16 protein-coding genes are annotated in these 18,694 nt (G+C 70.8%); 10 read left to right on the top strand and 6 right to left on the bottom strand.

Features of this window, described 5'->3' with window-relative positions:
- Positions 1-10: 10 nt before the first annotated feature.
- Positions 11-922 carry a cation diffusion facilitator family transporter gene (locus tag AB0B45_RS05715; RefSeq protein WP_358125839.1) on the bottom strand — a complete coding sequence of 304 codons (912 nt, stop codon included), beginning with the start codon at positions 920-922 and terminating at the stop codon, positions 11-13.
- Positions 923-1,003: 81 nt separating this feature from the next.
- On the opposite strand from AB0B45_RS05715, the gene AB0B45_RS05710 reads away from it, so the two are divergent.
- Together AB0B45_RS05710 and AB0B45_RS05705 are read left to right on the top strand one after the other, a co-directional pair.
- Positions 1,004-1,309: a metalloregulator ArsR/SmtB family transcription factor gene (locus tag AB0B45_RS05710; protein WP_358125836.1), complete on the top strand. Its 306-nt coding sequence runs from the start codon at positions 1,004-1,006 to the stop codon at positions 1,307-1,309.
- 222 nt (positions 1,310-1,531) lie between these two features.
- On the top strand, positions 1,532-2,572 hold the full coding sequence (locus AB0B45_RS05705; protein ID WP_358125833.1) for a Gfo/Idh/MocA family oxidoreductase: 1,041 nt from the start codon (positions 1,532-1,534) through the stop codon (positions 2,570-2,572).
- Between the two features lie 400 nt (positions 2,573-2,972).
- Here the strand turns inward: AB0B45_RS05705 and AB0B45_RS05700 are convergent, their stop codons facing one another.
- Positions 2,973-3,749, bottom strand: coding sequence for a tyrosine-protein phosphatase (locus AB0B45_RS05700; RefSeq protein ID WP_358125830.1), 777 nt, complete (start codon positions 3,747-3,749; stop codon positions 2,973-2,975).
- 126 nt (positions 3,750-3,875) lie between these two features.
- On the opposite strand from AB0B45_RS05700, the gene AB0B45_RS05695 reads away from it, so the two are divergent.
- Positions 3,876-4,688: a hypothetical protein gene (locus AB0B45_RS05695; protein ID WP_358125827.1), complete on the top strand. Its 813-nt coding sequence runs from the start codon at positions 3,876-3,878 to the stop codon at positions 4,686-4,688.
- Here the strand turns inward: AB0B45_RS05695 and AB0B45_RS05690 are convergent.
- Positions 4,669-7,149, bottom strand: a complete 2,481-nt coding sequence (locus tag AB0B45_RS05690; RefSeq protein WP_358125824.1) for a tetratricopeptide repeat protein — start codon at positions 7,147-7,149, stop codon at positions 4,669-4,671. The two genes, AB0B45_RS05695 and AB0B45_RS05690, sit on opposite strands and share 20 nt — an antisense overlap.
- A 123-nt stretch (positions 7,150-7,272) precedes the next feature.
- Between AB0B45_RS05690 and AB0B45_RS05685 the strand changes: the two genes are divergently transcribed.
- Positions 7,273-8,043, top strand: coding sequence for a hypothetical protein (locus AB0B45_RS05685; RefSeq protein ID WP_358125821.1), 771 nt, complete (start codon positions 7,273-7,275; stop codon positions 8,041-8,043).
- A gap of 62 nt (positions 8,044-8,105) precedes the next feature.
- Here the strand turns inward: AB0B45_RS05685 and AB0B45_RS05680 are convergent, their stop codons facing one another.
- Positions 8,106-10,211, bottom strand: a complete 2,106-nt coding sequence (locus AB0B45_RS05680) for a M6 family metalloprotease domain-containing protein (protein ID WP_358125819.1) — start codon at positions 10,209-10,211, stop codon at positions 8,106-8,108.
- Between the two features lie 97 nt (positions 10,212-10,308).
- On the opposite strand from AB0B45_RS05680, the gene AB0B45_RS05675 reads away from it, so the two are divergent.
- Positions 10,309-11,430 carry a helix-turn-helix domain-containing protein gene (locus AB0B45_RS05675; RefSeq protein WP_358125816.1) on the top strand — a complete coding sequence of 374 codons (1,122 nt, stop codon included), beginning with the start codon at positions 10,309-10,311 and terminating at the stop codon, positions 11,428-11,430.
- Positions 11,431-11,581: 151 nt separating this feature from the next.
- Positions 11,582-12,598: a hypothetical protein gene (locus tag AB0B45_RS05670; RefSeq protein WP_358125813.1), complete on the top strand. Its 1,017-nt coding sequence runs from the start codon at positions 11,582-11,584 to the stop codon at positions 12,596-12,598.
- A 6-nt stretch (positions 12,599-12,604) separates the two neighbouring features.
- Here the strand turns inward: AB0B45_RS05670 and AB0B45_RS05665 are convergent, their stop codons facing one another.
- Positions 12,605-13,021 carry a MarR family transcriptional regulator gene (locus AB0B45_RS05665; RefSeq protein WP_358125810.1) on the bottom strand — a complete coding sequence of 139 codons (417 nt, stop codon included), beginning with the start codon at positions 13,019-13,021 and terminating at the stop codon, positions 12,605-12,607.
- Between the two features lie 70 nt (positions 13,022-13,091).
- Between AB0B45_RS05665 and AB0B45_RS05660 the strand changes: the two genes are divergently transcribed.
- The 4 genes from AB0B45_RS05660 to AB0B45_RS05645 all read left to right on the top strand — a co-directional run bounded on the left by AB0B45_RS05660 (position 13,092) and on the right by AB0B45_RS05645 (position 18,027).
- Positions 13,092-14,831, top strand: a complete 1,740-nt coding sequence (locus AB0B45_RS05660) for an ABC transporter ATP-binding protein (RefSeq protein ID WP_358125807.1) — start codon at positions 13,092-13,094, stop codon at positions 14,829-14,831.
- Between the two features lie 78 nt (positions 14,832-14,909).
- Positions 14,910-16,127 carry an MFS transporter gene (locus tag AB0B45_RS05655; protein ID WP_358125805.1) on the top strand — a complete coding sequence of 406 codons (1,218 nt, stop codon included), beginning with the start codon at positions 14,910-14,912 and terminating at the stop codon, positions 16,125-16,127.
- Between the two features lie 10 nt (positions 16,128-16,137).
- Complete coding sequence (locus AB0B45_RS05650; RefSeq protein WP_358125803.1) at positions 16,138-17,667, top strand: gamma-glutamyltransferase; 1,530 nt, start codon at positions 16,138-16,140, stop codon at positions 17,665-17,667.
- Positions 17,668-17,709: 42 nt separating this feature from the next.
- Positions 17,710-18,027 carry a DUF5709 domain-containing protein gene (locus AB0B45_RS05645; protein WP_358125800.1) on the top strand — a complete coding sequence of 106 codons (318 nt, stop codon included), beginning with the start codon at positions 17,710-17,712 and terminating at the stop codon, positions 18,025-18,027.
- Here AB0B45_RS05645 and AB0B45_RS05640 read toward each other — a convergent pair.
- Positions 18,024-18,686 (bottom strand): HAD family hydrolase, encoded by a 663-nt coding sequence (locus AB0B45_RS05640; protein ID WP_358125797.1) that lies wholly within the window; start codon positions 18,684-18,686, stop codon positions 18,024-18,026. The genes AB0B45_RS05645 and AB0B45_RS05640 overlap by 4 nt on opposite strands.
- Positions 18,687-18,694: the final 8 nt, after the last annotated feature.

The following is an 18,694-nucleotide window of genomic DNA, read 5'->3' as shown; positions in this document are numbered from 1 at the left end:
CCGGTGGTGGCTAGTGGTGCCTGGCGCCCTCGTGGTCGACGTGGCCCGCGGGCTCGAGCTGCAGCGTGGAGTGCTCCACGTCGAAGTGCCCTGCCAGGCACTGGTGCAGGCGGTCGAGCAGCGGGCCGCACCTGCTGAACGCGTCGTCCTCCACCACCACGTGGGCGGACATCACGGGCACCCCTGAGGTGATCGTCCAGGCGTGCAGGTCGTGGACGTCGGTGACGCCCGGCGTCTCCAGCAGGTGCTTGCGCACCTCGGCCAGGTCGACGCCCTTGGGGGTGGCCTCCAGCAGGATGTCGACGGCCTCCCTCAGCAGCTTCCACGTCCTGGGCAGGATGAGCAGCGCGATGACGATCGAGATGATCGCGTCGGCGGCGACCCAGCCGGTGAGCTTGATGACGAGCGCGCCCGCGATCACCGCCACCGAGCCGAGCAGGTCGCCGAGCACCTCGAGGTAGGCGCCCCTGAGGTTGAGGCTCTCCTCCTGACCCTCGCGCAGCAGCCACAGCGCGATCCCGTTGGCGACCAGGCCGACGAGCGCGGCGACCAGCATGACGGTGGAGCCGACCGGCTCGGGGTCGGCGAACCTGCGCACGGCCTCGACGAGGATGTAGCCGCTCAGCGCGAGCAGCAGTACGGCGTTGACGGCGGCGGCCAGGATCTCGGCTCGCTGGTAGCCGAAGGTCCTGCGGGAGCTGGCAGGCTTGCCCGCCACCCAGATCGCGAACAGCGCGAGCATGATGCCGGCGGCGTCGGTGGCCATGTGACCCGCGTCGGCGAGCAGGGCGAGGCTTCCCGACAGGATCGCCCCGACGACCTGGACGACCAGGACGCTCAACGTGAGCGGCAGCACGATCATCAACCGTTTCCGGTGTACCGCGCCGGCCGTCGTGTGGCCGTGCCCATGACCGTGTCCCATGTGTCGCCTCCCGATCTATACAGTCAACCATGTATATACAGTAGGAACTGTATATACAGCAACTCGTGTATCCTGATTATCGTGTTCACTGTGGAGACCCGGCTCGACGCGATGGCCCGAATCGGCAGGGCCCTCGCCGACCCGAACCGCTGCCGTCTGCTCATCGCCCTGCTACAGGGCCCCTCCTACCCTGCGCGACTGGCCGACGAACTGGGGCTCACCCGGCAGAACGTCTCCAACCACCTCGCCTGCCTGCGCGGATGCGGCCTCGTCGTCGCGGTTCCCGAGGGACGGCAGACGCGCTACGAGATCTCCGACGGGCGGCTGGCGCACGCGATCGAGGACCTCATCCACGTCGCCCTCGCCGTCGACCCCGACCACATCTGACCTGTCACCCTCCTCCGGCAACGGCCACCCCGTACCCCCACGCGGACCCGCCGCCCTCCCGGGGAAACCACGACCCCACACCTCCCGCGCGGACCCGCCGCCCTTCACGAGGAACCACGACCCCGCGCCCTGCGTGAGCGTCCTCCTGCTCTGGGCTGGGGTTTCGGGAGACCGCTCCCGTGGCGTCCGGGTCATGATCGGGCAGCGGTTTATCGTGGACCCATGAGCGAGATCCGAGTGGGCCTGGTCGGTTACGGCACGGCGGGGGCCGTCTTCCACGCCCCGCTCATCCACGCGACCCCCGGCCTCAACCTGGCCGCCGTCGTCACCCGCGACCCCGACCGGGCCGCCGAGGTCGCCGAGAAGTACGGCGCGACGGCGGTGAAGGACGCCGACGAGCTGTGGCCGCGCTGCGACCTGGCCGTCATCGCCTCTCCCAACAGGACACACGTTCCCCTCGCCACCGCCGCGCTGAACGCCGGACGTCCCGTCGTGGTGGACAAGCCCCTAGCCAGGACCGCGCAGGAGGCCCGCGACCTCGTCGATCTGGCCACGAAGAAGCGCCTGATGCTGACCGTGTTCCAGAACCGCCGGTGGGACGGCGACTTCCTCACCCTGCGCCGTCTGGTGGCCGAGGGCGCGCTCGGGGACGTCTACCGCCTCGAGTCGCGTTTCGAGCGCTGGCGTCCCGTGCCGAAGGGCGGCTGGCGGGAGAGCGGCGGCGAGGACGAGGTCGGCGGTCTCCTCTACGACCTGGGCAGCCACCTCGTCGACCAGGCGTTGCAGCTCCTCGGCCCCGTGCGGGAGGTCTATGCCGAGAGTGATGTCCGCAGGGAGGGCGTCAGCTCGGACGACGACTCCTTCCTCGCCCTCACGCATGCCAACGGGGCCCGCTCCCACCTGTGGGCGAACGCGCTCGCGGCCCAGCTGGGGCCACGGTTCAGGGTGCTGGGCTCGGCGGCCGCCTACGTGAAGCATGGCCTGGACGTCCAGGAGGAGCGGCTGCGCGCGGGAGCGACGCCGCACGATCCGGGGTTCGGCGCGGACCCTGAGGAACAGTGGGGGACGCTCGGCACGATCGACTCGGTCGAGCGGGTCCGCACGGAGCCCGGCTCGTACCTGGACTTCTACCAGGCGGTGGCGGCATCCCTGAGCACCGGTTCCGCTCCCCCTGTCGATCCTCGCGATGTGGTGGACGCGCTCACGGTCATCGAGGCGGCCCGCCGTTCCGCCACCGAGCACACGGTCATCCGCATCCACTGACCTTCGAGTGACACAACCCGAGCCAGTCGCACGACACCGCCCACCGGAAGCAGCCATCAGTGAGGCGCGACATGCGATCCCCCGAGGAAAGCCTCGGTCCCCTCTGCGGGTGCGTCTCCCCGAGGGATCGGCCCCCAGTGCGAGTCTCCGAGCGAAGACTCAAGGCCCCGCCGGTGCGAGTGCAAGTTCTAGAGGTCGTCGCAACACCCCAGCCCAGGGGGATCTCGAGTCCCGCTGGAGCACGCGTGATGGACGGGCGGCCACCGTCGCCCCACGGTGGCCATGACTCGGCGGCGGCCGTACAGCCGACAAAAACACGCGACTCGGCGGCAGCCGGCCGAAAAACGCACGCGACCCGGCACCCGTACGACCAACAAAAACACCGGCGGCCGGGAAGGGGTTAGTCGCGGAGGCGGGAGCGGAGGGCGAGGGTGTCGGTCTCGGTCCAGCCGTTCGCGTGGAGCCACGGCAGCGGCCCGCCGAACCGGTCGTCGAGCACCCCCAGGAACTGCAGCATGTACCGAGCCCGTGGCCGGTGGTCGTCGGCGGGGCGGGAGTCGAGGTCGTCCCGGTAAGTGTCGCTGGCCCGCAGCCTGGCCAGCACCTGTTCGAGGCGCTCGCCCGTCGCCTCGTAGTCGGCGACGATGGCCTCGCGGGTGGCTCCTGCGACCTCCAGCGCGAGCGCGCACAGCACGCCGGTGCGGTCCTTGCCGGCCGCGCAGTGGACGATGGCCGCGCCGTCGTCCATGGCCATGACGCGCAGGGCGGAGATGACGGAGTCGGGCCGGTCGCGCAGGTAGCCGTAGTAGAACCCGGTGACGCGCAGGTCGTCGTCGGCGTTGCGCTCCTGCCACGGCAGGGCCCTGTCGGCGTCGACGTCGGTGTGCCTGCCGCCTTCGGCGAAGAGGGTCAGGTGGTGGACGGTGACCTCGGGAATTCTGGTGAGGGGTCCGGGGCCTTCGAGTGCGACCTCCGGGCCTGAGCGGAGGTCGACGACGTGCCTGACCTTGTGCGAGCCGACGAGCGTCTCGACGTCGGCGCCGGTCAGACCCTGCAGGTTGTCGGATCTCAGGATGCGGCCCTGCCGCGTGGTTCCGCCGTCGGCGGTGGGGAGTCCGCCCAGGTCACGGACGTTGGCGGCACCTTCGAGCTCTATCCATCGCGTGAAGTCATTCATCGAGTTCGAGCCTATATGTCGGGATAAGTCTGTGCGGATTCGCCATTCGTAACGCAGCATGAAGAGATGGATCCGCGTGCTTTTCCCCCGCGTCTGGTGCTCGATCCCTCTCTACCCGGGGAGGTCGTGGCACAGCTGAGAGCGGGCCCGCACGCGATGCACATGGCGAGGGCGGGCAAGCATCACGAGCCTGCCCGCAACTCGGCCCTGCTGTTCGTGCTGCCCGCGTTCCTCCTGCTGATCTGGCTGGTGACCAGCACGGCGGGGATGATCGTGGCGCTGGTGGGCGTGTCGTTGGTGGCGCTGATGCGCTGGATGGCGACGGACGAGGGCAACAGGGTGGCGCGGCGGCGGCTCAAGCTCGCCTACGAGCACGCCGACCGCTACGTCCTGGCCGAGGACCTCGACTACCCCTGCCAGGTGCTGCTGCGCAGGGCGCAGGACGCCGCCGACACGATCCTCGCCTCCGAGGTGCACAAGGCGGGACTGATCGACTCCATCGACAACAGGGTGACGCTGCCGGACGAGGTGTGGCAGATCGCCAGGCGGCTGGCGAAGCTGTCGCGGATGCACGACGAGCATCGCAGGATCGTGCCGACCGACCTGCCGAGGAACCTCAGGGCGGCGTTCGCGCCGTACGGCAGCGCGCTGGACCAGGCGTGGACGTCGCTGTCGCAGCGGGTGCGCAATCTGGAGGAGTACGCGCTGCAGGTGCTGAGGGCCGACGACGTCTACCGCGCGCACAGGCGGCTGGAGATGCTGGCCGCCCGCACGCCCGACTACCAGCGCCTGCTGGCCGAGACGGTTCGCGACGACCTGGCCCTTCCGCACATCCAGCAGCTGGCCGACCAGGCACGGCACGTGCGGGCGTTGTTCGAGGAGTCGATCCAGGAGGCCCGCAGGGCGGCGGGCCACCTGATCAGGACTCCGCTCTCCTGAGCAGTTCGAGGGTCCTGCGCATCCCCGCCTCGTTGCCGAGGCTGCGGTAGATCGCGCGGGCCCGCTCCAGCGCGGGTACGGCGGCGCTCCTGTCCTTGGCGTCGAGGTGCGTCTCGCCGAGGTAGCGCAGGCTGCGCGCCATCCACCACTGGTCGCCGAGCTCCTCGAAGGCGGTGACGGCGCGTTTCAGCTCCTCCTCCGCCTCGGCGGTCCTGCCCATCCTGCCCAGCGCCCTGCCCGACGACAGGTGGGTGCGGGCAACCCCCCACGAGTCGCCGAGGGCGGTGAGGATCTCCTCCGCCCGCCGTACCGAGTCGAGCTCGCGCAGGCGGTTGACGGGGTCGCCGACCTCGCCCAAGGCGCGCATGCACCGCGCCTCCTCCCACAGCTCGCCCCTGCTCCTGAACATCTCCGCCGCCCTGTCGAGGCTGAAGCCCGCCTTGGTGAACAGGTCGGCGGCGGCCCTGGACTCTCCCTCCGCGTGGAGCCCGCGCGCCTGGGCGGCGAGCACCTCGCCGTAGGCGCGCAGCGTCTGCGCCTCGGAGTAGCGGTTGCCGTCGCGCTTGAACACCTCGAGGGCGTCCTCCAGCAGGTCGCGGGCCTCCTCAGGCCGCCGCTGCGCCAGGCGGAGCTCGGCGAGGTTGCGCTGGGTCCGCGCCATCCACCAGTAGTCCTCTTCTGCGTTGAAAGCGGCGATGGCCTGGATGAGGTAGTCCTGCGCCCTGTCGAGGTTGCCGCCGGTGAACAGCCGCATGCCGATGGTGCGCATGGCCCTGGCCGCCCACCACGACTCGCCGAGCTCGGTGAAGAGCTTGAGCGCCTCCTCCGCGGCGTCGCCGCCGAGCGCGGCGGTGCGGTCGAGCAGGGCGATGCCCAGCGTCCTCGGGTCCCGCATGCGTCTGGCCGCCTCGACGGTGATCTCGGCGACCTCGCCCCAGTCGGTCCAGTAGGCGCGCAGGGAGTGGCAGATGGAGCAGAACGCCCTGCCGAGGCCGAAGACCAGCTCCCACAGCTCCATCGACCTGGCCAGGTGGATCATCGCGATGAGGCTCAGGCGTTCGGCGTTGAGCCAGTCGCCGGCCAGCACCTGGCCGCCGGCGTCGCCGACGCGTCCCGTGCGGCCCCAGTCCTGCGGCCATCTGGCCTGGGCGGCGGCCTCGGCGCGGCGGCGGTAGGCGTAGAGGACGCGTTCGATGGCGGCGTCGCGCCTGTCCTCCTCCAGCTCGGCGGCGAACAGGCGGACCAGGTCGTGCAGGCGGTAGCGCATGGCGCCGGTCTGGTCGGTGCCCGAACTCTCGGCCAGCTGGACGTCGATCAGCGCCTCCAGCTGGTCGGCGCCGTCGAGCACGGAGATGTCGAGCAGCTCGCCCGCGACCCATCCGGGCACGTCGGGAGAGGTGAGCGAGGACAGCAGGCGCAGCAGCCTGCGCTGGATGCCGGTGCAGTCGTCGTAGCTGAGCTGGACCGAGGCGCGGACGCTCTTGTCGATCGTGCGGGCCAGCTCCAGCTGGTCCAGGCGGCGGCGCTCGTCGGCCAGCCGGTTGGCCAGCTCGCGCAGCGACCAGCTCGACCTGGTGGCCAGGCGGCCGCCGCAGATGTTGATGGCCAGCGGCAGGTAGTCGCAGATCCTGACGATCTCCTTGGCGGCGGACAGGTCCTCGACGATCCGCTCGCCGCCGGCCAGTCTGGCCAGCAGCTCCACGCCCTGCGCCTCGCTGAAGACGCTGAGCTGGGTGTCGTAGGCGTTCATCAGGTACAGCGGCTGGCGCGAGGTGACCACGACCGCGCAGCCCGGCTCGGCGGGGATGAGGGGTTTGACCTGCTCGGCGTCGTCGACGTTGTCCAGGCCGATGAGGATCCTGCGGCCCTTGGTCCAGGTCAGCCAGAGCTTGCGCAGCTCCTCCTGTCCTCCGGGGTCGGTGGTGAGCCGGACGCCGAGCGCGCGCAGGAATCCGATGAGGACTTCGTCGGGTCGGATGCCGCGCAGGTTGGCGTAGAGGCGGCCATCGGGGAACCAGTCGGCGATCTCCTGCCCGAACCTGGCCATGAGCGCCGACTTGCCGACGCCGCCCCTGCCGTACACGGAGACGACCAGCGGCGGCGCGACCTCGGTCGTCCGGCGTCTGGCGGTGAAGACTTTGCGCAGCTCGGTCAGGGCCTCCGAGCGGCCGGTGAAGTGCTCGGGCGCGGGCGGCCACTGGTCGGGCGGGCGCCACGAGGGGTCGTCCAGGAGCGGTTTGGCCTCGTTGTTCTTGCTGGTGGCGGTGGTGGCCCAGGTCGTCACGCCCACGAGCAGCGCCGCGAGCGCGGTCACGCCGATCTTGGCGATGGGCGGGATCTCCCACTCCAGCGACGCGGCCAGGATGCTGGCGGCGCCCGCGGCCGCGCCCGCCGCGACAGGCGCCACCCAGGCCCGCCTCCTGCGCCGGGGCTTGGGAGCCTCCTCCGGCAGTCGCAACACGCACCCCCTTCGGAGGTGATTCAAGCCGATCTAGTACGGCGCGCGCCACCCCTGATCGAACTCGGGAGGCCTCTGGCCCGTTGTCCATGCGAACGACACCGCGCGTCCACAGAAGGGACTCCATTGACGCGTGCCGCAGACCGATTCATCCGCGTCCTGCTCGTGATCGCCGTTCTGGTCGGCATCTCCGCCTGCTCCGACACCGAGGTGAAGGGCAGCTTCCGTCCCGCCTTCCTCCCCGTGAGCCTGGACTGGGGTCCTGGCGGCCTCAAGGTGAGCGGCCAGACCTCACTCGTCACTCCTGTCGGGGTGTTCTCCATCGGCGCGGAGTACGCGCTGCCCGACAAGGAGGACGACGCCCTCTACGTGATCGTCCGCAATGCCGACGAGGTCCCGCAGGGACAGATCGACGTCGGTTTCGACCACATCTACAAGGTCAGGGCCGGTTCGGGCGAGTTCACCGCCGTGGTCAACGGCACCACGAAGATCCAGGTGGTCGACCGCACGGTGCTCATCGACGTCACCCGTGGCGAGGTGAGGACCATCCAGTTCCAGCCGGCCGAGGTCACGATCAGGGAGCACGTGCCCGGCCCGCTGGAGCGGTGGGACGCCTACTGGAGCGGGGCCTTCTACTCGCCGTTCGCGCTGTCGCGGTGGGCCTACGACGACTCGACGATGTCCGAGTGGTTCGGCCTCGGGTTCGTGCTCTTCCTGATCAGGCTGGTCATGGCGATCGTGCTCGGCGTGGCCGACGTGGTGCTGCTGGTCTGCTGCCTCGTCGCGGCCGTCGCCTACGTGCTGGTCGGCCAGACGGCCACGAACATCGTCTACGGGCTGGAGGTCCTGCTCGGGTTGCTGTTCGCCCTGGGCCTCAGGGGTCCGGCGCTGCGGTGACCGACGGGGTACGGCGGCGCCGTACCCCGTCAGCCGGTTACCTGTGCAACCCCGTCAGCCGGTTACAGTCCGACCACGTGACAGGTGGCGGTCACGGTCTTGGACGGGTCCGACTCGGAGGTGGCGGTCAGCGTCACCTTGGCCAGGCGGCTGCCGCCCTCGGCCCGCTGGGCGTTGACCGTGACGGACTCGTGCTCGCCGTTGCCGACCGAGGCCAGGGCGTTGGGCAGCTGGGTGCTCCAGCCGCGGCCGGAGACCGACGCGGTGAGACGGTAGACGTCGGCGCCGAGGTAGGAGGAGACGTCCTCGGGGTGCGCGGCTGTCGTGGTGCTCGTCCTGCCGGTGTTGAACAGCGGGAACCGGCAGCTGGAGATGCCCTTGCCGGTCGGGACCCCGGCGGCGGGCAGCAGCTTGACGCCCCGCTTGTGCGGGCCCGCGCCGTCCAGCGAGCGGACGGCGACCGTGTAGGACAGCACGCCCTTGCGGTCGCGCTGCACGTCGGTGATGTAGAAGTGCAGGCGGTTGGCCTCGTCGACGTACTCGTACTCGCTGCCGGAGTCGGTGCCCGCGTGGAAGAGGGCGTCGGACAGCTGGCGGTAGTCGCCGATGGTGATCGGGACCTTGGTGCCATCGGGCAGGACGTAGTCGGTCATGTTGATGTCCTGCGGGTTGGCGTCGACCACCCACTCGAACGGGGCCCTGTCCTGGTTCTTGGTCTTGGCCAGCAACACGCCCGAGTCGGGGGTGAAGGAGTCGGTGCCCATCCGGTCGACGACCTCGACCGTGTAGTTCTCGTAGCCGCCGCCGTCGCACAGCGGATCGGTCTGCCACTGGCAGGCGGGCGCCTTGTCACCGGAGTCGAACTGGATGTTGAGGCCCATGAGCCCGCTCGGTCCCGGCTGGACGGCGCGGGCGGTGACCTTGGCGGTGACCAGGCCGGACTCGTCGAGCGCGTCGCGCGACAGGCGCAGCACGTTCTGCTCGTCGACCATGTTCAGCTTGATCTTGTTGCGCAGCATGTGCTGGGCGCCCATCGAGCCGCCCGAGGTGGGCGGGATCAGCCAGCGGCTGTGCGGGCCGCCGGGGCCGTTGAAGCTGCCCCTGCTGAGCATCTCCCACACGCCGGTGTAGGCCCTGCGGACCGGGTTGGCGTAGGGGTTGTTGTAGTTGTCGAGCACGCCGAGGATGTGGCTCAGCTCGTGCGCGTACACGGCCATGCCCGAGCTCTCGGCCTGCACGGAGTTGACGCCGATCTCGGCGTTGGGCCAGAAGTTGGAGCCCGCCTGCCAGGAGGTCCAGTCGACGTAGCGGGTCTTGACCCAGTTGGGCAGGCCGGGGTCTTCGGGGCCCCACTCGTCGGTCACGTCCTCCTTGTTCGGGAACTTCATCATCCCGAACTCCTGCCAGGTGGCCGACTCGTCCTGACCGGCGCTGAGGTAGAAGATGAAGTCGAACTTCTTGGCCTCCTCCTCGCCGATGGCGCCCACCCACAGGGACTTGCCCTCGGTGCGCAGGTTCTTGTTGCAGGTGTCGCCCGCGGGGCAGCCGGTGCCGCCCTGGAACTCCATGGCGTACTCGTGGTCCTTGCCCGACATCGTGTAGGGCCCGAACCCGGTCAGGTCGACGCCGTAGCGGCCGCCCGAGTCCTCCATCCAGTACTCGTGGATGGTGTGGCCGCGGTTGAGCGTGCTCGGGGTGTTGAGGAAGTCCTTGTAGAACGTGGCGACCTGGTCGCGGGGCACGTCGTGCGCCTCGGCGCTGGGGTTCTTGTAGATCGTCGAACCCTTGGGCTGGGTGGCCACGAACGGCTGGTTGGGGTAGTCGAGCAGCACCAGCGCGCCCTTGAAGGTGCGGGTGGAGCCCTTGGCGTTCGGGTCGGACCAGTTCGTGCCCGGAATCTTCTTGTAGTCCGCCCACGTCATGTGGTCGGGGTTCTTCCAGTTCTGCGGGTCGATCGGCGCGATCGAGGGCGAGGGACGGCTGCGCAGGCTCGGGTCGGCCTCGGGCTCGTCGCGCTGCCACGGCTGCGTCTGGGGCCAGTGGTCCTGGCGCCAGGGGATCTCGGGGTCCGCGGGGGGATCGGCGGAAGCGGGGGTGGCCGCGAGACCTAAGGGGACCAGCACTAGGGCCGCCAGCAGGCCTTTCAGCAGCTTCTTCGGGAGTGTCACGATCTAGGACGGTATAGACGCTCTTGACGGAGATCACCGATCAGTTGTAGGGAAGAGGCCACCTCCCATTTCCGACAAATGCTGAAAAGGCCAGGTAGTGCTGCAGCGCAGCGTCGACGACTTAGCCATCCGCCTCGGGCGACCCCTGCTCCTGGAGGACCGCCTCCAGCGCGTCATCGCCTACTCCGAGCAGGACGGCGCGATGGACGACATCAGGCGCGACTCGATCCTGCGCCGCCACACCACCCCTGAGGTGCGCGGATTCCTGCACGCCGCGGGCATCCTGGAGGCCACCGCTCCGCTGCGCACACCCGGCGCGCCCGCGCTCGGCCTGCTGCCGAGGGTCTGCGTTCCCGTACGGCACGACGGCGCGCTGATGGGCTTCCTGTGGTTCATCGACGCAGGACCCGCCATGTCGGCCGCCGAGATCGACGAGGCCATGACCGCCGCGGGCACGCTGGCGCTGGCCCTCTTCCACGAGAGCCTGGCCACGGGCCTCGCCTCGCATCGCGAACTGGAGGCCGTCACCGGCGTCCTGTCCGGCGACGGGGACGCCGCCCGCGCCCTCGTCGAGGCCGGCTTCCCGCAGGCGCTGCCGGTCACCGCGCTGGTGGCCACGCCGCTGTCCGCGGAGCCTTCCGAGAGGTCGCGGCTGGCGCTGGAGCAGGGCATGCTCACCGTACGGCGCCGCCTAGGCGGGCTGCACCTGGTGCGCTACGACCACGCCACGCTCCTCACCACGGCCGCGCCGCCGGCGGACGAGGTGCACGCCGCGATGGCGCTGCCCGTGGTGGTCGGCATCGGCCGTCCCCGCCCGACGCTGGCCGAGGCCGGGGAGTCCTACACGGAGGCGCTGCACGCGGCGCAGGTGGCGGTCAGGGTGCAGGGGCTCGGCCGGTCGGTGGAGTGGACCAGGCTCGGGGTCTACCGCATGCTGACGCACGTACCGCGGGCGGACCTGCATCCCGGTCTCGAACGGCTGCTCGCCGACGCCCAGTACCTGCCGCTGCTGGAGACGCTGGAGACCTATCTCGATCTGGCGGGGAGCGCCGTGGCCACCTCCAAGCGCCTGCGGCTGCATCGGACGTCGCTGTACTACCGGCTGCAGCGGGTGGAGGAGCTGGCGCAGACGGATCTGAAGGACGGAGGGGAACGCCTCAGCCTGCACCTCAGCCTGAAGCTCGCGCGCCTGTCCGGCCGCTACCACCCCCGCACCTGACGCGCGTGCCTGAGGTGACCGCGGGCGCCGCCGTGACGCGGGGAGGGAGGTTTTCCTGGAAGGTCGAACCGCCTGCTCAGGCACATCGGCAACACCGCACGCCCCAGCGTGTGTGATTGATTTGCCAGCAGTCGTGCCATTTAATCGCACAATGGGAGCGTTGATGCGGGGGTTCGGCTCGCGCGTCCCCGCGCCCGTCGTCCTGCACTCCGCTCCCCTCGTGCTGCCCATCTCCGCCCCGCCCATCCGTGACGGGGGTGTCGCGATCAGGGGCGAGCGCGTGCTCCAGGTCGGGTCCAGGGCCGAGCTGATGACCTACTTCCCCGTCGAGGACGAGATCCGCTGGTCCGGCCTGATCGCCCCCGGGCTGGTGGACGCCTGCCGTACGGGTCCGCTGGGTCCTGGTGTGACGAGCGCGGCCGATCTGGGTGAGCGTGACAGCCCCGGAGGCATCACCTACCTGGAGGTCACCTGCGCGAGCGAGCGGGCATGGGAGGACAGCGAGCGCGACGCGCTGATCACCGCCATCCGCGAGCATCCCGGCACGGTGGGCGTGGCGGCGCACGCGCCGGAACCGCTGGTGATGGAGGACCTGGCGATGCTCGCGCGGACGTTCGGGCTGCGGCTGATGGCCGATCTCGGCCGTCACTCCCCTGTCGAGCTGGACGAGGCGGGGGTGCTGGGCCCGCACTGCCACGTCACGGGCGAGGGGCCGCTCGATCCTGGCGAGCGCAAACTGCTGCGGCTGCGCGGCGCCACGCTGGCGGTGCACGGCGGCGACGTCTCCGCGCTGGTGGAGGAGGGGGCCTCGATCGCGTTCGGTGGTCCGCCGCTGGCGGTGGCGCGGGCCGTACGGGATGCCACGCGGACGCGACGGCTGGAGCGGGTGCTCGTCGAGGCCGCGACGGTAGGCGGGGCGCGGGCCATGGGCATGGCGCAGGGATCCGGCCGGATCGGGACGCTCGGTCCTGGCAGCCGTGCCGACCTGGCCGTCTTCGACACGCGCCCCGGCCGCGACCCCTACGCGGCGCTGCTCGAACAGCCGCCGTGCCTGGGCAAGGTGATCGGCGGCGTGCCCAGCTCGAACCAGGAGCGGCAGGCCGCTCCCTGGGCAGGGGCGCCAAGCTCGGCGAGCGAGCGGGACGCGTCAGGGGAACGAGCGAGCTAGAGCCGTCTAGTCCCTGTCGACCGCGCTCAGCAGTTCCTTCAGTCGTTCCCGCTGCTCCTGCGACAGCACGCCGAACAGGTCGCGGGCGACCTCCCTGCGGGCCTCGCGGGACTGCTCGTGGACCTCGGCGCCGCGCGGGGTGATCCGCACCAGCGTGGAGCGCCGGTTGGCGGGGTCGATCTCCCTGCGCACGAGCCCAGCCTCCTCCAGCGCGTCGACGACGGGGGTGAGCGAGCGCGGCACGATGCGCAGCGCCTCGGCGAGCTGGACCATCCTCAGCGGCCGGTCGGCCTCGATGAGCTCGCGCAGCGCCCGCGCCTGGCTCGGGCTGAGGCCGAGCGGCTCCAGGCGGTGCCGGTAGCCGTGCCTGGACAGGCGGCTGATCCTGTGCACGAGTTCCAGCAGCTCGGAGGAGGTGTCCACGATCAAAGAGCCTACCGGTGGAACAATTGCGAGTTAACCTCTGTTTGAGAGAACATCTGAAAGGGGTTCTATGACCGCAGAACCACGCGCGCCCATGCGGCGCATCATCCGGCTGTTCAGGCCCTACCGCGGCCGTCTGTCCACCGTCCTCGCCCTGATCGCGCTCTCCTCGCTGGTCTCCCTCGCCTCGCCGTTCCTGCTGCGCGAGGTCCTCGACGTCGCCATCCCCTCGCGGGACATGACGCTGCTCAGCCTGCTGGCGCTCGGCATGGTCGCCGTCGCGGTCACCACGAGCGTGTTCGACGTGATGCAGACGTTCATCTCCACCACCGTCGGCCAGCGGGTCATGCACGACCTGCGCGCCGCCGTCTACGGCCATCTTCAGCGCATGTCGCTGGCCTTCTTCACCCGCACCCGAACGGGCGAGGTGCAGTCGCGGCTGGCCAACGACATCGGCGGGATGCAGCAGGTCGTCACCTCGACCGCGACCTCGATCGTCTCCAACCTCACCACCGTGGTCGCCAGCGTCATGGCGATGCTCGTCCTGGACTGGCGGCTGACGGCGGTGTCGCTGGCGCTGCTGCCGGTCTTCGTGTGGATCAGCCGCAAGGTCGGCACCGAGCGCAGGCGCATCACGGCCGAGCGGCAGCGCAAGCTGGCCGCGATGTCGTCGATGGTGCAGGAGTCGCTGTCGGTCAGCGGGATCCTGCTCGGCAGGACGATGGGCCGCTCCCCCGAGCTGACCCGCAGGTTCACCGACGCCTCCGACGAGCTGGCCGAGCTGGGCGTGCGCTCCAGCATGGCCGGACGCTGGCGGCAGTCGTCGATCCAGATCATCATGGCCGCGATGCCCGCCATGATCTACTGGGCCGCCGGCATGACCTCACTGGTGTCCATCGGCACGGTCGTCGCCTTCACCACGCTCCAGGCGGGGCTGTTCAGGCCCGCCGTCTCGCTCATGCGGACGGGCGTGGAGGTGCAGAGCTCGCTGGCGCTGTTCGGCCGCATCTTCGAGTACCTGGACCTGCCCGTCGACATCACGCCGGGCGACCGCGACCTGGGCGGCCGGCGCGGCGAGGTCCGCTTCGAGCGGGTCGACTTCTCCTACGGCGAGACGCCGACCCTGTCGGCCGTCGACCTCGACGTTCCCGCGGGGAGCAGCCTGGCCGTCGTCGGGGAGACCGGCTCGGGCAAGACCACGCTCAGCTACCTGATCCCCCGCCTCTACGACGTCACGGGCGGCAGGGTCACGATCGACGGGGTGGACGTGCGCGAGCTGAGCTTCGAGTCGCTCGCCACGACCGTGGGCGTGGTCTCGCAGGAGACCTACCTCTTCCACGCCTCGATCGCCGACAACCTGCGCTTCGCCAGGCCCGACGCCAGCGACGAGGAACTGGTCGCCGCGGCCCGCGCGGCCAGGATCCACGACCACGTCGCCGCGCTGCCCGAGGGATACGACACGGTGGTCGGAGAGCGGGGTTACCGGTTCTCCGGCGGCGAGAAGCAGCGCCTGGCGATCGCCCGCACGCTCCTGCGCGACCCGCCGGTGCTCGTGCTCGACGAGGCGACCAGCGCGCTGGACAACCAGACCGAGCGCGCCGTGCAGGAGGCGCTGGACACGCTGAGCGACGGCCGCACCACGATCACCATCGCCCACCGGCTGTCGACCGTCCGCGACGCCGACCAGATCGTCGTGCTCGACGGGGGCGTGATCGCCGAGCGCGGCACCCACGAGGAGCTCATGGCGCTGGACGGCCACTACGCGGCCCTGGTCCGCAGGGAAGAACCACTCATCACCCTTCAAACGTGATAAACAGCACAAACGGAAATCAAGGCAGGTAAAGCGGCGTTCAAGTCTCTCGGTACATTCCCAAGAGATGGCCCTGTCTTGCTCTTCGCTTCCCTCAAGCACCGTAACTACCGGCTATGGGCCGCCGCCGACCTGGTCTCGGTGACCGGCACCTGGATGCAGGTGCTGGGCGTCAACTGGCTGGTGCTGTCCGCCACCGGCTCGGCCACGAGCGTCGGCCTGAGCCTGGTCCTCCAGGCGCTGCCCACACTGGCCTTCGGCCTGTGGGGCGGCGCCCTCGCCGACCGGCTGCGCGCCCGTCCCGTCGTCGTCGCCTCGCAGATCGCGCAGGGCCTGCTCGCGGTCGTGCTCGCCGTCGTGGCCATGGCGGGGGCGACCTCCGTCCTCCCCGTGTACGGCGTGGCGCTGGCCGGCGGCCTGGTCACCGCGCTCGGCAACCCCGCGCTCGGCCGGTTCGGCGCGGAGGTCGTGCCGCCCGCCGACCTGCCGAACGCGATGGCGCTCGGCTCGGTCGTCAACTCGGCGGGCCGCATCCTCGGCATGAGTCTGGCGGGCGTGCTGATCCCGGTCACCGGACCCGGCGGCCTGTTCGTGCTCAACGCGCTGAGCTTCCTGGCCGTGATCGCCGCCATCGCCGCGATGCGCGCCGGTGAGATGTACGAGCTCGCCCAGGCCCCCGCGGGCGCGAACGGCATCCGCGAAGGCCTGCGGTACGTGCTGAACACGCGATGGCTGCTGGTCGTGCTGGCGCTGTCGCTGGTCCTCGGCAGCCTCGGCCGCAACTACCAGGTGACGATGGCCGCGATGGCGGCGGGACCGCTCGGCGCGGGCGCCGGCGGCTACGGCCTGCTGTCCACGGTCTTCGCCGTCGGCACCGTCCTCGGCGGTGTCTTCGCGGCGGGCAGGCCGCGACTGACGATGCGCCTGCTGCTGGTCACGGCCTTCCTCAGCAGCGTGGCGCAGGCGCTCAGCGGCCTGATGCCCGAGCTGTGGACCTTCGCCGCGCTGCTGCTGCCGATCGCCGCGGGCGCCGTCGTCATCGACACCACGATCGGCGCGCGGGTCCAGCTCGGCAGCCCCGACGAGCTGCGCGGCCGGGTGATCTCGGTGCTGGGATTGGTGAGCGCCGCGTCGGGCGCGCTGGGCGGGCCGCTGCTCGGCTGGCTGAGCGACGCCATGGGGCCGCGGCTCGCCCTGCAGATCGGCGGTGTGACCACCACGGCAGCCACGCTGCTCGGCGCGCTCGCGCTGGCCAGGATCACAGGTGCCAGGATTCTTCGGTTGAGGACCGCGTAAGGTCTCATCCGTGCAGAACACCCGCTACGCCCGATCTGGCATGGTGTGCAGCGTCGACCACCTCGCCTCCGCCGCCGGACTGACCATGCTCGACCGCGGCGGCTCGGCCGCCGACGCCGCCATCGCCACCAACGCCGTGCTCACGGTCACCGCGCCCCACATGTGCGGCCTCGGCGGCGACCTGTTCGCCCTCGTCCACGACGGCTCCGTCAGCGCGCTCAACGCCTCGGGCCGCGCGGGCTCGGGCGCCGACCCCGACAGGCTGAGGGCCGAGGGCCACACCCGCATGCCGCACCATCACGACATCAGGTCGGCGCCGGTGCCCGGCTGCGTGGACGGCTGGCTCGCGCTGCACTCCAGGTACGGCAAGCTGCCGATGAGCACCGTGCTCGCCCCCGCGATCGCGCTGGCCGCCGGCGGCTTCCCCGTCTCGCCGCTGCTCGCCCCCAAGACCTCGATGATCGGCCACCCCGACTTCGCCGGCGACTTCGCCCCCGGACGGCTCATGACCAGGCCCGGGGTGGCCCGCACGCTCGAGGCGATCGCCGCCTCCGGCAGGGAGGGCTTCTACCAGGGCGAGTTCGGCAGGGGCCTGCTGGAGCTGGGCGCGGGCGAGTACACGGCCGACGACCTGGCCGAGCCGCTGGCCGACTGGGTGGAGCCCCTGCGCGTCTCGGCCTTCGGCCACGACGTGTGGTCGATGCCGCCCAACTCCCAGGGCTACCTGCTCCTGCTGTCGCTCGGCATCGTGGAAGGGCTGGACCTGCCGGCCGCGCCCGAGCATCCCCTCTGGGCCCACCTGCTGGGCGAGGCGGCCAGGATCGCGGGCCACGACAGGCTCGACGTCCTGCACGAGCACGCGGCCGACCTGGTGTCGGCGGCCGAGATCGAACGGCGACGCGAGCTGATCGACCCGGCCACCCGCCTGAAGGTGCGCGGCCTGACCGCCGAAGGCGACACGACCTACCTGTGCGCGGTCGACGGCGACGGCATGGGCGTCTCCCTCATCCAGTCGAACGCCTCGGGCTTCGGCAGCCTGCTCGTCGAGCCCAGTACCGGGATCAACCTGCACAACCGCGGCATCGGCTTCTCGCTGACGCCAGGACATCCCGCCGAGTACGGCCCGGGCCGCCGTCCTCCGCACACGCTGACCCCCGCGCTCATCACCAGGCCGGACGGCTCGCTCCGCACGGTCGTGGGCACGATGGGCGGCGACGCGCAGCCGCAGATCCTGCTGCAGGTCATCACCAGACTGCTGAAGCACGGCCAGACGCCGGGCCAGGCGATCGGCGCGCCCCGCTGGCGCCTCGCCACCGGCGGCACCGGATTCGACACCTGGGAGTCGCCCGACGAGACCGTCGTCGAAATGGAGGAGGGCGCGGGCTGGGCCGACGGGCTGGCCGCCCTCGGCCACCCGGTGGCGAGTCAGCCGTACGGGACAGGGTTCGGGCACGCGCATCTGATCGACGTGCTGCCGGACGGGGTCCTCGCGGGCGCGGCCGACCCGCGGGCGCTGATCGGCGCGGCGATCGGCCGCTGACCTCCGGAGGGTTCCGGACGTGATGACGGGTAGGCAGTGACTATGACCGAAACACCACCGGACCGCTACGGACTCAGCGACGAGCAGGAGATAGAGGTCGAGGGCTGGACGGAGGACCTCGGGATCGACCACGTCATCGAGGAGGACGACCCCCAGCACCAGGACACCGCGGCCGAACGGCTGTGGCGCGAGGCGCCCGACAGGGAGCGGACGCCGCGCGAGGAGCACCGGCTGGTGGCGCCCGACGAGGGGCTGGCCTCCGATGTCGAGAGCGAGGAGATCGGTGAGGACGTGGGCGCCGACTCGGGTGACCTGTCCGCGGAGGAGCGGGCGGTCCGCGTCGACCCCGACAGTCTCTAGGCCGTTCCGAGGCGCCGCAGGGCGGGGAGCACGCCGTACAGGTCGTCGATGACGGCGTCGGCGGCCGCGGCCTCCGCCCTGTCGGCGTGCAGGTAGCCCCATGGCCCCCTGCGTAGGAGCGCGGTCCGCATCCCCGCCCTGCCCGCGGGCAGCACGTCGTTGTCGAGCCGGTCGCCGACGTACAGGATCTCCTCTGGGCGCCTGCCGGCCACGGCGGCGACCTTCGCGAAGAACTCTGGTGCGGGCTTGGCCACGCCCCAGCCGTCCGAGGTATGGATGGAGTCGGCGGGCAGGTTCATGGCCAGCAGGGCGTCATAGGCCCTGGCGGGCTGGTTGCCCGCGATGATCACCTGGACGCCCGCGTCGCGCAGGTCCCGCAGGGCAGGGCGTACGTCGGGGTAGAGGTCGTCGGCGTCGAAGTGGTTGCGCAGGCCGTCGGGCTCGTCCTTCTCCCACGCGGCGATCTCGGCCTCGATGTCGAGGCCGGGGCGGAGGATCTCGAAGGCGTCGCGGTGCGAGCGCTCCAGCGCGGCGGTGCCGCCGAGGACGCCCATGAAGGCGAACCTCGACACGCCCAGCCTGTCGGCCCAGCGCGACCAGATCCGCGTCTCGTCGATCAGCGTCTCTCCGACGTCGAACACCGCTGCCTTGACCACCATCCGACCTC

The organism is Nonomuraea sp. NPDC049152, assembly GCF_040648355.1.
Lineage (GTDB): Bacteria > Actinomycetota > Actinomycetes > Streptosporangiales > Streptosporangiaceae > Nonomuraea.
This window is presented reverse-complemented; position numbering and strand designations above follow the sequence as displayed.

Excerpts from the sequence above, each read along its gene's own strand:
- AB0B45_RS05715 (WP_358125839.1), bottom strand. The coding sequence starts at position 922 with ATGGGACACGGTCATGGGCACGGCCACACGACGGCCGGCGCGGTACAC.
- AB0B45_RS05705 (WP_358125833.1), top strand. The coding sequence starts at position 1,532 with ATGAGCGAGATCCGAGTGGGCCTGGTCGGTTACGGCACGGCGGGGGCC.
- AB0B45_RS05700 (WP_358125830.1), bottom strand. The coding sequence starts at position 3,749 with ATGAATGACTTCACGCGATGGATAGAGCTCGAAGGTGCCGCCAACGTC.
- AB0B45_RS05670 (WP_358125813.1), top strand. The coding sequence starts at position 11,582 with ATGGGAGCGTTGATGCGGGGGTTCGGCTCGCGCGTCCCCGCGCCCGTC.
- AB0B45_RS05660 (WP_358125807.1), top strand. The coding sequence starts at position 13,092 with ATGACCGCAGAACCACGCGCGCCCATGCGGCGCATCATCCGGCTGTTC.
- AB0B45_RS05645 (WP_358125800.1), top strand. The coding sequence starts at position 17,710 with ATGACCGAAACACCACCGGACCGCTACGGACTCAGCGACGAGCAGGAG.
- AB0B45_RS05640 (WP_358125797.1), bottom strand. The coding sequence starts at position 18,686 with ATGGTGGTCAAGGCAGCGGTGTTCGACGTCGGAGAGACGCTGATCGAC.